Source organism: Pseudomonas sp. B21-012 (genome assembly GCF_024749305.1).
Taxonomy (GTDB): Bacteria; Pseudomonadota; Gammaproteobacteria; order Pseudomonadales; family Pseudomonadaceae; genus Aquipseudomonas.
This window is the reverse complement of the sequence record NZ_CP087197.1, coordinates 3,928,676-3,941,170: the sequence shown is the minus strand read 5'-3', so window position 1 is coordinate 3,941,170 and position 12,495 is coordinate 3,928,676. Positions and strand designations below refer to the sequence as shown.

Annotated in this window: 12 protein-coding genes; 9 read left to right on the top strand and 3 right to left on the bottom strand. The window is 61.4% G+C overall.

What is annotated here, in order from left to right; translation table 11 throughout:
- Positions 1 to 80 precede the first annotated feature (80 nt).
- Positions 81 to 1,058: a L,D-transpeptidase family protein gene (locus tag LOY37_RS17850; protein ID WP_258715429.1), complete on the top strand. Its 978-nt coding sequence runs from the start codon at positions 81 to 83 to the stop codon at positions 1,056 to 1,058.
- Positions 1,059 to 1,187: 129 nt separating this feature from the next.
- On the opposite strand, the gene oprI is transcribed toward LOY37_RS17850, so the two are convergent.
- Complete coding sequence (gene oprI, locus LOY37_RS17845; protein ID WP_003259780.1) at positions 1,188 to 1,439, bottom strand: outer membrane lipoprotei OprI; 252 nt, start codon at positions 1,437 to 1,439, stop codon at positions 1,188 to 1,190.
- A gap of 507 nt (positions 1,440 to 1,946) precedes the next feature.
- On the opposite strand from oprI, the gene LOY37_RS17840 reads away from it, so the two are divergent.
- Entirely contained in the window at positions 1,947 to 2,231 is a 285-nt protein-coding gene (locus LOY37_RS17840) for a GNAT family N-acetyltransferase (protein WP_010222546.1), read from the top strand.
- Positions 2,232 to 2,317: 86 nt separating this feature from the next.
- On the opposite strand, the gene LOY37_RS17835 is transcribed toward LOY37_RS17840, so the two are convergent.
- Positions 2,318 to 3,394 (bottom strand): 3-deoxy-7-phosphoheptulonate synthase, encoded by a 1,077-nt coding sequence (locus tag LOY37_RS17835; RefSeq protein WP_045194753.1) that lies wholly within the window; start codon positions 3,392 to 3,394, stop codon positions 2,318 to 2,320.
- A 164-nt stretch (positions 3,395 to 3,558) separates the two neighbouring features.
- Positions 3,559 to 4,011 (bottom strand): PilZ domain-containing protein, encoded by a 453-nt coding sequence (locus LOY37_RS17830; RefSeq protein WP_258715428.1) that lies wholly within the window; start codon positions 4,009 to 4,011, stop codon positions 3,559 to 3,561.
- Positions 4,012 to 4,127: 116 nt separating this feature from the next.
- Between LOY37_RS17830 and LOY37_RS17825 the strand changes: the two genes are divergently transcribed.
- The 7 genes from LOY37_RS17825 to LOY37_RS17795 all read left to right on the top strand — a co-directional run bounded on the left by LOY37_RS17825 (position 4,128) and on the right by LOY37_RS17795 (position 12,436).
- Positions 4,128 to 5,117: a putative 2-dehydropantoate 2-reductase gene (locus tag LOY37_RS17825; protein WP_258715427.1), complete on the top strand. Its 990-nt coding sequence runs from the start codon at positions 4,128 to 4,130 to the stop codon at positions 5,115 to 5,117.
- 22 nt (positions 5,118 to 5,139) lie between these two features.
- A complete protein-coding gene (locus LOY37_RS17820) occupies positions 5,140 to 6,048 on the top strand; it encodes a 5'-nucleotidase (RefSeq protein ID WP_258715426.1) in 909 nt (302 codons plus the stop codon).
- 92 nt (positions 6,049 to 6,140) lie between these two features.
- The gene (locus LOY37_RS17815; RefSeq protein WP_045194744.1) at positions 6,141 to 6,638 is read left to right on the top strand and encodes a universal stress protein; all 498 of its coding nucleotides are present in this window, start codon (positions 6,141 to 6,143) and stop codon (positions 6,636 to 6,638) included.
- A 124-nt stretch (positions 6,639 to 6,762) separates the two neighbouring features.
- Positions 6,763 to 7,737 (top strand): HTH-type transcriptional regulator CysB, encoded by a 975-nt coding sequence (gene cysB, locus LOY37_RS17810; RefSeq protein WP_010222540.1) that lies wholly within the window; start codon positions 6,763 to 6,765, stop codon positions 7,735 to 7,737.
- A gap of 379 nt (positions 7,738 to 8,116) precedes the next feature.
- Positions 8,117 to 8,596 (top strand): CS1 type fimbrial major subunit, encoded by a 480-nt coding sequence (locus tag LOY37_RS17805; protein ID WP_093380981.1) that lies wholly within the window; start codon positions 8,117 to 8,119, stop codon positions 8,594 to 8,596.
- 94 nt (positions 8,597 to 8,690) lie between these two features.
- Positions 8,691 to 11,222: a CS1-pili formation C-terminal domain-containing protein gene (locus LOY37_RS17800; protein ID WP_408980667.1), complete on the top strand. Its 2,532-nt coding sequence runs from the start codon at positions 8,691 to 8,693 to the stop codon at positions 11,220 to 11,222.
- On the top strand, positions 11,219 to 12,436 hold the full coding sequence (locus LOY37_RS17795) for a hypothetical protein (RefSeq protein WP_258715424.1): 1,218 nt from the start codon (positions 11,219 to 11,221) through the stop codon (positions 12,434 to 12,436). Before LOY37_RS17800 ends, LOY37_RS17795 begins: the two co-directional genes overlap by 4 nt.
- Positions 12,437 to 12,495 lie beyond the last annotated feature (59 nt).

Genomic DNA, 12,495 nt, shown 5'->3' with positions numbered 1-12,495 from the left:
CCCGGGACATCTCCCTGTTCTGCGGGGGGCGGTGTACAATCGATTGCTTGACTCAATTGAATTAGCGAAGGATTTCCCGGATGTTGCCGCGCTTTCCCGCCGTCACCCGTTGCCTGTCCCTGGCCGCCCTGCTGGCGGCAGGTCCCGCTGCTGCGCTGGAGTTCCCCCTGCCGCCTCCCGGTGAAGACGTCATCGGCCAGGTCCAGGTGATCAAGGCCAAGTACGAAGACACCTTTGCCGACATCGGCACCGCCAACGACCTTGGCTACCTGGAAATGATCGCCGCCAACCCCGGCGTCGACCCGTGGCTGCCGGGCGCCGGCACCGAGATCATCCTGCCGACCCGCTTCATCCTGCCGCCGGGCCCGCGCGAAGGCATCGTCATCAACCTTGCCGAGTACCGGATGTACTACTACCCGAAAGGGCAGAACGTGGTGCACACCTACCCGCTGGGCATCGGCCGTGAAGGCTGGGGTTCGCCGATCGCCAACACCAAGGTCACCGCCAAGACCCCGAACCCGACCTGGACGCCGCCTGCCTCGATCCGCAAGGAGCACGCCGAAGACGGCGACATCCTCCCGTCCGTAGTACCGGCAGGTCCGGACAACCCGCTGGGGCCGTTCAAGTTCACCCTCGGCGTGCCGGGCTATCTGATCCACGGTTCGAACAAGAAGTTCGGCATCGGCATGCGCACCAGCCACGGCTGCTTCCGCATGTTCAACAACAACGTGCTGGAGCTAGCCAAGATGGCTCCGGTCGGCGTGCCGGTACGCATCATCAACGAGCCGTACAAGTTCGGTATCAGTGCCGGCAAGGTCTATCTCGAGGCGCACACGCCGCTGGACGACAAGGGCGACCCGTCGGTGGTCGACAAGCACACCGCAGTCATCAACGCCTTGCTCAAGCGCGAAGACCTGGCCAACAACCTGCGCATGAACTGGGACATGGTCCGTGACGTGGTCGCCGCCGAAGACGGCATGCCGGTGGAGATCGCCGTGCCCAATGGCGCTGGCAGCCCGGCACCGATGGTGTCCAGCGTGCCTTACGACATGCAGTAAGCCATTCCTGCTGTACCTGAGGCCTGCCATCGTGCAGGCCTCGTCGTTTCTGCTGTTGCACTTTCACGGCGGCAATAAAAAAGCCGACCCACAAGTGGGTCGGCTTCCAATAACAATCCCGAAGGACTATTACTTGCGGCTGGCTTTGTCCAGCATACGCAGAGCGCGCTCGTTAGCTTCGTCAGCGGTCTGTTGTGCTTTTTGAGCAGCAGCCAGAGCGTCGTCAGCTTTGCGATAGGCTTCATCGGCACGAGCTTGTGCACGAGCAGCTGCGTCTTCGGTAGCGGTCAGACGAGCTTCGGTTTCTTTGGATACGCTGCTGCAACCGGTAGCCAGGACTGCGGCCAGAGCCAGAGCAGAAAATTTCAGAACGTTGTTCATCGTGTTCCCCTTCAAGGACTTTCTATTAAATAGCCATCTCTCAAGAAAGAGAAACTGGCCGGCGTACATAGTACCCATTACTTGTAGTAAGTAAACTGACAGAGCGCAAGAACTGCAAAAAAATGCGCCTGTCCCGGGTCCGCCACAGCCTTATGTAGAAAAACTGTGAAGGCGCCGCATGCGCGGGTGCTAACAAGTGTAGCAAGTGTGTAATTTGTTGAACTAAAAGTGACTTAAAGTGTCATCCTTCGTCATAGCACTACAACATCCGGCAACTGTTCAGGCCGATGCTCGCCGCCGTGTCCGCTTGCCACAAGTGGGTGAAATTTGCGACCAGCCACCTTGAGCATCCGGGCATCGGGCGCCTACTATTTGTACGTGCTCATTTGCCAGAGAACAGCCATGCTCTTCTCGTTGTCCAATGGGGCACGGGGTGGCGTAGAGGTTCCTTCGCCGGACAAACATCGGTAAGGTAGGGTCATAGCACAAGACCCGCGAGGAGTAGTGATGAGCGAGGCGTTGTCCATCCACCATGACCAGGCTGGTCATCAGTTCGAGACCAATGTGGACGGTCATCGTGCTTACCTGACCTACATGGACCTGGGTAAGCAGACCCTGGATATCTACCGCACGTTCGTGCCCAACGCGTTGCGTGGCCGGGGTATCGCTGCGGCGCTCACCGAGCAGGCGCTCAAGTACGCCGAAGACATGGGCTATACCGTGATTCCGTCGTGCTCCTATGTTGAGCGCTACATGGAACGTCAGCAAAAGCACGCCACCAACAAGGCCTGAAGATCACGAAGGGCAGCCCTTTGCGCTGCTGTTCAACGCACCAACAAAAACGCCGGGCAATTGCCCGGCGTTTTTGTATCTGCCTGTCAGCCGCGCTGGCGTTTGGGCAACACGTCCTTGAGCTTGGCGTGCATGCTGCGCAGGGTTTTCTCGGTGGACGCCCAGTCGATGCAGGCGTCGGTGATCGAGACACCGTACTGCAGGTCGTTGAGGTCTTTCGGGATTGCCTGGCAGCCCCAGTTCAGGTGGCTCTCGACCATCAGGCCGATGATTGACTGGTTGCCTTCGAGGATCTGGTTGGCGACGTTCTCCATCACCAGCGGCTGCAGGGCCGGGTCCTTGTTGGAGTTGGCGTGGCTGCAGTCGACCATGATGTTCGGCTTGATCCTGGCCTTGGCCAGGGCCTGTTCGCACAGGGCGACGCTGACCGAGTCATAGTTGGGCTTGCCGTTGCCCCCACGCAGCACCACGTGGCCGTAGGCGTTGCCCTTGGTGGTGACGATGGACACGCCGCCTTCCTGGTTGATACCAAGGAAGCGGTGCGGGCTCGACACCGACTGCAGGGCGTTGATGGCAACGGTCAGGCCGCCGTCGGTGCCGTTCTTGAAGCCGACCGCGGAGGACAGGCCCGAGGCCATTTCCCGGTGGGTCTGGGATTCGGTGGTGCGCGCGCCGATGGCCGACCAGCTGATCAGGTCCTGCAGGTACTGCGGCGAGATCGGGTCGAGGGCTTCGGTGGCGGTCGGCAGGCCCATTTCCGCCAGGTCCAGCAGCAGCTGGCGGCCAATGTGCAGGCCGTCCTGGATCTTGAACGAGTCGTCCAGGTACGGGTCGTTGATCAGGCCTTTCCAGCCGACGGTGGTACGCGGCTTTTCGAAATACACGCGCATGACCAGGTACAGGGTGTCGGACACCTCTGCCGCCAGCACCTTGAGGCGCTCGGCGTATTCGTGGGCAGCCTTGATGTCGTGGATCGAGCAGGGGCCGATCACCACGAACAGGCGGTGGTCCTTGCCGTCGAGGATATTGCGCACCACTTCGCGACCGGCAGTCACGGTCTGCAGGGCAGTAGCGCTGAGAGGGATTTCCTTCTTGAGCTGATCGGGGGTGATCAAGGTCTCGTTGGAGGCAACGTTTAGGTCATCGATCGGTAAATCAGCCATCGTGTTACTCGTCAGGTCACGGGTGCCGGCCGCCAGCGATCCCCGTGCGGCGGAGCAGCGAAAATTGTACGCAGCGGGGAGCCGAACCTTAGCGCGTTACACCGTGGCTCGACAATGGGCAAGGGCGGCTTTCCTGCAAGGAAAAGCCCACAGCCACGGGGTTTTTACCCCGGAAGGAGGATTTGCCGGGTATGGCTTGCCTCAAGGCTGGCCTCGGAGAACTCGCCGGCGTGCAGGCTGACCCACTGCTGGGCGAGGGCTTCGACATCGGTATCGGGGTTGGCGGCGTGTTCCCGGGCCTGACAGAAGTGCTGGATCTGGCACACCTGTTCGCCCATGCGTGCGCCAAACAGCGCCTGTTCGTCGATAAAGGCAATACCCACCCGGTAGCCGTCCTGGTGCTTCTGGCACCAGGCCACGTAACCTGGGTAGCGCGCCTCGGCGCCGAGGGAGGGGATGAGCATTTCCACCGCCATGCCGCGTCGGTAGGCCCGAGGGTGGTTGCAGGCGATTCCGCCCAGGCTGATAGTGTGCAGCCGTTGGCGGAACAGTTTGGGCGACTGACGCAGGGTCAGCTCCACCGGAACATCGTCCGGGTGCAGCAAGAAACCACGCATGCTCGACTCCGTGTCGATTTTTTGACCTTGTTCGCCTCAGTATAGTGAAGGTTCGTAAAACGTATGATTTGCGTGTAAAAAATGTGAACAGAAAATGAACGCTTGAGGAGAGCAGGATGAACACGAGCAGCCCGCGTATCGGCGTAATCGGCACCGGTGCCATTGGAGGCTTCTATGGCCTGATGCTGGCGCGTGCCGGGTTCGAGGTGCACTTTCTCTTGCGCAGCGAGTTCGACGCCGTTCAGCTCAACGGTTTGCGCCTCGACAGCGCCGTGCATGGCATCGTGCAGATGAAGGTTTCGGCCTACGCCGACGCCGCCGACATGCCGCCCTGCGACTGGCTGCTGGTGGGCGCCAAGACCACCAGCAACGCTGAACTGGCGCCGTTGATTGGCAAAGCGGCGGCGCCGGATGCCAAGGTGGTGCTGCTGCAGAACGGCCTGGGCGTCGAAGAGCAGCTGCGACCGTTGCTGCCGGCCAACCTGCACCTGCTCGGCGGCTTGTGCTTTATCTGTGTCAACCGCGAAGCGCCGGGGGTGATCCGCCACCAGTCGTTGGGCGCGGTGAACCTGGGCTACCACAGCGGCCCGGCGGTCGATGAAGGCAGCCGCCAGCAGATTGTCGAGGCCGGGGCGGCGCTGTTCCATGGCGCCGGCATCGATTCCCAGGCTATGAGCAACCTGGCCCAGGCGCGCTGGCAGAAGCTGGTGTGGAATGTGCCCTACAACGGCTTGTCTGTGCTGCTCAAGGCCAGTACCACGCCGCTGATGGCCGATGCCGACAGCCGCGCATTGATCCAGGCGCTGATGGCCGAAGTAGTGCAGGGCGCACGTGCCTGTGGCCATGAGTTGCCGCAAGGCTATGCCGAACACCTGTTTGCGGTGACGCAGAAGATGCCCGACTACTGGCCGAGCATGTACCACGATTTTGTCCAGCAGCGGCCACTGGAGCTGGCGGCGATTTATGCCGAGCCGTTGGCCCAGTCACGGGCGGCGGGTTGTGAGTTGCCGAAGATGCAGGTGTTGTATCAGGCCTTGGCTTTTATTGACCGGCAAAACAGCATCGCCCCTGCAGGAGCGGGCTTGCCCCGCGATGAGGCCCGCTAGAACAGCGCAATAGGAGCAGCATATGAGCAAGAACCTCGGTGACAAACTGGTCGTCGCCATCTCCTCCCGGGCGCTGTTCGACCTCAGCGAGAGCCATCGGCTGTACCTGGCCGAGGGTGTTGAGGCGTATCGCCAGTACCAGATCGAACACGAAGACGAAGTGCTTGAACCCGGTGACGCTTTCCCGTTGGTGCAAAAGCTTCTGGGTCTGAATGCCCATCTTGGCCAGTCGCGGGTCGAGGTGGTGCTGGTGTCGCGCAACAGCGCCGATACCGGCTTGCGGGTGTTCAATTCGATCGAGCATCACGGCCTGGGTATTTACCGCGCCGCCTTCGTCGGCGGTCGTAGTCCTTATCCGTATCTGGCGGCGTTTGGTTGTCACCTGTTCCTGTCCACCGATGCCGATGACGTACGCAGCGCCCTGGAGGCTGGCTTTGCCGCCGCCACTATTCTCTCCGGTGGCGCCCAGCGTGCGGCCAGTGACGAGCTGCGCATCGCTTTTGACGGCGACGCGGTGCTGTTCTCCGATGAGTCCGAGCGAGTCTACCAGCTCGGCGGCCTCGAAGCGTTTCAGGCCAGCGAGCGTCAATCGGCGCGTGAACCGTTGCGTGGCGGGCCGTTCAAGCCGTTCCTGGCGGCGCTGAACCTTTTGCAAAAGGAGTTCCCGCAAGGCGCCTGCCCGATCCGCACGGCGCTGGTCACCGCCCGTTCGGCACCGGCCCATGAGCGGGTGATCCGCACCTTGCGCGAATGGGATATTCGCCTGGACGAATCGCTGTTTCTTGGCGGCCTGGACAAATCGGCGTTCCTCGAAGCCTTCGCTGCCGATGTGTTCTTCGACGATCAGGCCGGCCATTGCGAACGGGCCCGCAGCGTCGTCGCCACTGGCCATGTGCCTCATGGGATCAGCAACGAACCGACCCTGGGCTGACTGGCAAACCTCGGCGCCGGACGGCCCTGCGGCCGATCTTGGCGCTGCTAAGCTGAAGCTTGCTCTGCCGTCGTGGCAGTCGAGGAGGTCGAATGATCCGTTCCATGCTGTATGCCACTGACCTCGGTGTGTACGCGCCTTTTGTCATGCAACACGCGCTGGCGCTGGCGCGGACCTTCAACGCAGAGCTCTACGTCATTCATGCAGTCGAGCCCATGGGCCAGTTCGCCGAATCACTGCTGCAAAGCTATCTGGACGAGCAGACCCTCGATGAACTGCACAGCGAAGGCGTCACCACGGTGATGGCCAACATCGAGCAGCGGGTTCTGGAAAACTTTCGTGACGAATTAGGCGAGGAGGCCGATCTGGCCCTGATCAAGGCCGTGCGCGTGCGCCAGGGCGACCCGGCGCAGGTGATTCTCGAGCAGGCCCAGCGCCTGAGTGTCGACCTGCTGATCTTCGGCAGCCACAGCCAGGGCGCCGGCGTCGACATTCCGATTGGCCGCACCGCCGTGCGCTTGCTGCAGCTGTCGCCGGTGCCGGTGTACATGGTGCCGCTCGCGCAACATCTCGGTCGTAGGAAGTCTTAACTGGGTGACGTAGGTGGGTTCCTTGAAGACTGCTAAAATAGTTCTAGATTTATTCTTCAAACCACTAATATAGTTATAAATCGTCGCTGCTGCCGGTGACGCCCAGCTGATTTGAGGGATACCTATGAAGCTTCAACAATTGCGCTACATCTGGGAAGTGGCGCACCACGACCTCAACGTCTCCGCGACAGCGCAGAGCCTGTATACCTCCCAGCCGGGCATCAGTAAGCAGATCCGCCTGCTCGAGGACGAGCTGGGCGTCGAAGTGTTCGCCCGCAGTGGCAAGCACCTGACCCGCGTGACCCCGGCCGGTGAGCGCATCATCACCACCGCCGGCGAGATCCTGCGCAAGGTCGAAAGCATCAAGCAGATTGCCCAGGAATTCTCCAACGAGAAGAAGGGCACCCTGTCGATCGCCACCACTCACACCCAGGCGCGTTATGCCCTGCCACCGGTGATCAGCAGCTTCATCAAGCAGTACCCGGAAGTGGCCCTGCACATGCACCAGGGCTCGCCGATGCAGATTGCCGAAATGGCCGCCGACGGCACCGTCGATTTCGCCATCGCCACTGAAGCCCTGGAGCTGTTCGGCGACCTGGTGATGATGCCCTGCTATCGCTGGAATCGCTGCGTGGTGGTGCCTCAGGGCCACCCGCTGACCAAACTGCCAAAGCTCACCCTCGAAGCCCTGGCCGAATACCCGATCGTTACCTACGTGTTTGGTTTCACCGGCCGCTCCAAGCTCGATGAAGCCTTCAGCCACCGCGGCCTGACTCCGAAGGTGGTGTTCACTGCTGCCGACGCCGACGTGATCAAGACCTACGTGCGCCTGGGCCTGGGCGTGGGTATCGTGGCCAAGATGGCGGTCGACACCAAGCTCGATAATGACCTGGTGGTGCTTGATGCCAGCGAGCTGTTCGAGTCCAGCGTGACCAAGATCGGTTTCCGGCGTGGCACCTTCCTGCGTGGCTTCATGTGCGACTTCATCGAGAAGTTCGCCCCGCACCTGACCCGCGAAGTGATGGCCAAGGCGATCGCCTGCCACAACAAGCAGGAGCTTGAAGAGCTGTTCGAAGGTGTCGAGCTGCCGGTGCATTGATCCGAACCCTGATAGACGATGTGCAGAAAGCGCCCTTGAACGGGCGCTTTTTTTTGGCTCTTCACGGAATCCCGGGTTGGGATGTTGAGGCTGCGAGTTTATCCATTCAGTGTGGGGCCAGCAGCGCCACACCGAATGGATAAGCCCGCAACCCAACCCAAGAATCATAGCCCCCGGGATTCCGTGAAGAACCTTTTTTTTGTGCGATTGAACGCTAACGCTCTTTGGGAAATTTCCCAATCCTGCTGGGAGTGGTCCGACTTTTTGCGTCGGATATCTGCCGAATAATCCTCCTCGCCAACCGCCCTGTGCGGTGCGGCATTCGCCGTTGGCACGTCGCCTGTGACGATTGCACAGGTCAATTCGAGGAGATCAATTCATGAAGCGCACTTTTCTGGCCCTGCCGCTCGCCTTGCTGGCCGTTGGTAATGTATTTGCCGCCGACCCACTGGAGAAACAAGTCACCGTAACCGCCACCGTTCCGACCGAGAACTTTTATGTCGAGCCGGTGGGCGGCAACTGGATGAACGAACCGCAGAACATGGCCTGGAACGCCCTGCGCGAATCGCTTGAGCCGATCCGCAAGCAATTGCAGGTCAAGAGCACCACCGGGGCGATTTCCGCCCGTCTGCTCAGCCCGGCAGTGATCAACAGCGGCGCCAACAGCATCGGTCTGGACGTCGCGGTCAACGGCACCGACCTGACCACCACCTCGGTGCCGGTAGTGCCGGCAGCCGCAGCGGCGGCCGGCACCCTGGTGGCCTTCGATGTGGCCGCGCAGTCGGCCGGTGCTGGCGGCTACGTGCCAGGCAACTACCAGGGCATCGTCAACATGCTGTTCGAGACCGTTTCGCCGTAAGTCGCCAGCCGGCGTTTTTTTGTCCCCTTCTATTCACCCCGGTGCTCCTTCGTTTGGATGAGTACGGGGTGAATATTGCCTGTGAAAAATGGACATGGCCAATTACTTGTCTCTCGCTGCATCCGTTCGACGGGCCCTGGGTTGGGTTGTGCTCTGCAGTTCTGCCTGTGCCTGGGCCGATGCCCGGGGAGCGGCCGGGCCCTTGGGGGTGTTGAGCCAGGCGCAAGGCTTGCCGCAAGAATTCAGCGAGCACTTCTTTGATGTGCCCCTGGCGGTCCGCGTCGACCTCGATGGTCGCTACCTGGGTGATGCGCTGGTGGTGCTATCGCGCGATGAGCGCGTGCACCTGCTCGACTTTACCGACACCTTCGACAGCCAGGCCGCTGACAGCGAGCGTTCACGCTGGCGCGAACAGTTGCAGGAGCCGAGGTTGCTGGGCAACTGCCTGTCCAGTTGCCCGCTGGGGCTGGTGGCCTTGCACTACAGCCTGGTCAATTCGCAGTTGTCGATCCTGACCTCGGCAGCGGAACGCAGCGATCAGCCGTCGCTTTATCATCAATTGCCCGAACGTGGCAGCCACGGCTTGCTGCTGCGCAACCAGTTGAACCTGGTCGGCGGCGACCTGGAAACCACCGGCCGTTATGCCGTACAGGGACAGGGCAGCGTCGGCAACTGGACTGCCGTTGGCGAGGCGCAGTTCGACCGCAACAGCGACTACGCCGAGCAAACCCGGCACCGTGTCGACCAGCTCTATGCCGAGCGTGTGCACGACCAGCATTTCTTTCGCCTGGGCTACTTTACCCCGGGTGCCCAGGGCCTGACCCGCCAGCCGCGCCTGCTCGGCAACCTGCCCGATACCACCCGCGGCCTGATGCTCGGCAGCAGTGACAGCCTGGCGGTCAATAATGGCCAGGCCAGCGCCACGCCCATCTATGTCACCCCGAACCGCTCGGCTATCGCCGAAATCTACCGTGATGGTGTGCTGATCAACAGCCAGGCGGTGCAGGCCGGTTTGCAGGCGCTGGATACCCGGGTGCTGCCGGGAGGCATTTATGAAGTAGAAGTTCGCCTGATTGAAGACAACCAGGAAACCTCGCGCAGCGAGGCCTTCATCTACAAACCCTCGAACTGGAACAACGCCGAGTCGCCATGGCGCTACAACGTTTATGTCGGGCAGCAGAGCACCTTGTGGAGCAATTGGGACAAGGACTATGACAACAGCCTGACGGCCGGGGTCTTTACCAATTACCTGTTGCACCCGCGGGCAGTGCTCGGGCTCTCGGCCCAGCGCATCGATGAACTCATGCAATACGGCAGCTCGCTGGACTGGGATGTGCTCGATCCGTTCAAGCTCTATGGCAGCGTTTTTCACACCGAAGATCAGGGTAACGGCTACGACCTGCAAGGCATCTACAACTATGCCTCGGGCTCGCTGGTGTTCAGCCAGAGCCGCTCATGGCTGGACAGCCGCAGGTTCGAAGACGATCAGCCTGGCGCGCAGCGCGACTTCAGCGTGCGCGAGGTGCGCCAGAGCGCGCTGTCGCTGAACCACCGGGTCGATCGCCACAGTACCGCTACCGTACGGGTTTCCCATAGCAGTGGTACTGGCGCAAACGGCACCGGGTTCGATGTCGGCTGGGGCTATTTTGGCAAGTTGCTGGACTCCGATACCCACTGGCGGCTGTCGGTGTTCGATCGCCCTGGCACCAGCAGCTCGGGTGATGCGCGCAACCGCGGCGTCACCTTGAGCATGAGCATGAGCCTCGGCGGGCCGGGCCGCAGGATTTCGGCAACCCTGGGCAGCCGCACGTCCCGCGACGGCGGGCGCGATCAGAACGCTTCGCTGACCTATCAGCAAGATGTCGACTACGGCGCACTGCAGAGCCTGGCCGGCACGGTTTCGCTGGACCGTTATGGCACCGGCTTTGGCGGCAGTGCCCTGTTCGAGAGCCCGCTGCTGCATGGCGATGCCTATGCCCAAAGCTCGTCCTACAACGGCGAACTGACCGCCGGTTTGAACCTCGACAGCGTGGTGGCGATCGGCGCCGGCCAGGTGGCGATGTCCGGGCAGTACCTGCCCCACGAGGCCGGCCTGATTGTCGATGTCGAGTCGGACCTGCAGGGCCTGCGCATGCGCGCCGACGACCATCACGGCCACAGTGCCGTGCTGCGCCCGGGGCGCAATGTCATTCCGGTCAGCGCCTACAAGGCCGGCCAGGTGCACTTCGATTTCGAAGGCACGGACGCCCATGCTGCGGTCATCCAGCCCTCGGCAGTCGAGTATCACCTCAACCGTGGCGGGGTGGGCTATCACCAGATCCGCGTGATGCAGACCCTCACGGTGATCGGTCGACTGGTCGATGCTAAAGGCCAGCCGCTCAGGGGGGCAATGGTGATCAACCACGCCAGTCGCAGTGTCAGTGAAGCGGACGGTTTCTTCGCCATCGAAATGAGCGAGTCGACACCCACCCTGGAAATTCGCCGAGGCGCCGAAGCCTTGTGCCTGGTCAGTTTCGATCAAGGCAAGTACACCCGTGAGAACGACGTCCTGCTGGTCGGCGACCTGACCTGCGCCGGAGCCAACGTGGCCCGGGCCGAACTGAAACCAACAAAGGAGGATGCGTGATGCGGCAATTGCGAAAATGCTTGGGCGCGGCGCTTGCCGTGTTCATTGGTGTCTCAGGAGGCGGTCTGCCGGGGCTGTTCAGTACACAGGCCGAGGCCAGTGTGGTGAACATCACTTTTGAGTACAAGGGCCCTCGGCCGGGTTACAGGCCAGACGCGTTCGTCTACACCACGCCGTCGGCGCAGTTCTGTTCGGGGCTGGCGACCTGTAATCAACACAATGAACACAAATACACCGTCAATTTGCCGGTGAGCTTTCGCACCCGAGGCATCAATTATGCGTCGAATTGGAGGGACAGGTATTTCTTCAAGCTGCCGGACGTGACGTCTCTGAATCTGGTCAATGAACGAGGAGATTCGTTCAGTGCTGCGTTCAAGGCGACCCATATCGGCCTCAGAGGCACGGCTACCAGACCTCAGTTGGTATGGGAGGGTCTCGGCGGGTGTTCGGGCTTGGCATGGCGCGGGCTTGGGACCCTCAATACTCAGCTGTTCGCGCAGATCCAGGACCCGGCTCGTGGTTGTTACATTCTGGATCGGGACCCTACGCAAGGGGTTGTCAATGATGTCCGTACCGAGGTCATGGGCATATCCTTCACACTACAGTTGCCGTCCGCCTTAACACTGAAAAACGGCGTCTATCGCGGCCAGTTGCCATGGAGCGTTGGTGGAGCGGGCTCAGACTTTGACCTTGGTAACCAAGTCGTTTCGGCGACGCCGGACAGGTTGATTCTGGATTTCGAATTTATTGTCAGACACCCCTTGAAACTCGAGTTTCCTCCCGGCTCCGAACGTGCAGTACTCGAACCGCCCGGTGGCTGGGCAAGCTGGATCAATCGCGGCACGCCGCCTCAGCGCTTGTACCGGGTGTTGCCATTCCAGATCTGGACCACCGGTGCGATCAGCGTGCACACCCGCTGCGAATACGACCTGGGTGGGCGCTGCGGCATTCGCGGCCGCGACGGCCACCAGGTTCCGCTGAAAGTCGCCCTGACCCTGCCGTCCAGCATGAAGCACCAGGGCGCGCCGGTGGACGCCCTGGTGTTGCCGGTCGGCGCGCCGGCGGCGCTGCACATCGATACCGTCGAGGCCACGCTCGACCGTCAGGCGCGCTTGCTGTTCGAAGTGTCCCAGGCCGATACCGCCTCGATGCTTGGGTACCCGGGCGAAACCTTCCAGGGCGATGTGACGCTGGTACTGGATGCTGCGCTTTAAGCAACCCCCGAACGGGGCAATTGGAAGTTTCGCTGTCAGTTAAGGAAGTTTCCTACGGC

Excerpts from the sequence above, each read along its gene's own strand:
- LOY37_RS17835 (WP_045194753.1), bottom strand. The coding sequence starts at position 3,394 with ATGGCTGATTTACCGATCGATGACCTAAACGTTGCCTCCAACGAGACC.
- LOY37_RS17830 (WP_258715428.1), bottom strand. The coding sequence starts at position 4,011 with ATGCGTGGTTTCTTGCTGCACCCGGACGATGTTCCGGTGGAGCTGACC.
- LOY37_RS17825 (WP_258715427.1), top strand. The coding sequence starts at position 4,128 with ATGAACACGAGCAGCCCGCGTATCGGCGTAATCGGCACCGGTGCCATT.
- LOY37_RS17815 (WP_045194744.1), top strand. The coding sequence starts at position 6,141 with ATGATCCGTTCCATGCTGTATGCCACTGACCTCGGTGTGTACGCGCCT.
- LOY37_RS17805 (WP_093380981.1), top strand. The coding sequence starts at position 8,117 with ATGAAGCGCACTTTTCTGGCCCTGCCGCTCGCCTTGCTGGCCGTTGGT.
- LOY37_RS17840 (WP_010222546.1), top strand. The coding sequence starts at position 1,947 with ATGAGCGAGGCGTTGTCCATCCACCATGACCAGGCTGGTCATCAGTTC.
- LOY37_RS17800 (WP_408980667.1), top strand. The coding sequence starts at position 8,691 with ATGGCCAATTACTTGTCTCTCGCTGCATCCGTTCGACGGGCCCTGGGT.
- LOY37_RS17820 (WP_258715426.1), top strand. The coding sequence starts at position 5,140 with ATGAGCAAGAACCTCGGTGACAAACTGGTCGTCGCCATCTCCTCCCGG.
- LOY37_RS17850 (WP_258715429.1), top strand. The coding sequence starts at position 81 with ATGTTGCCGCGCTTTCCCGCCGTCACCCGTTGCCTGTCCCTGGCCGCC.
- cysB (WP_010222540.1), top strand. The coding sequence starts at position 6,763 with ATGAAGCTTCAACAATTGCGCTACATCTGGGAAGTGGCGCACCACGAC.
- oprI (WP_003259780.1), bottom strand. The coding sequence starts at position 1,439 with ATGAACAACGTTCTGAAATTTTCTGCTCTGGCTCTGGCCGCAGTCCTG.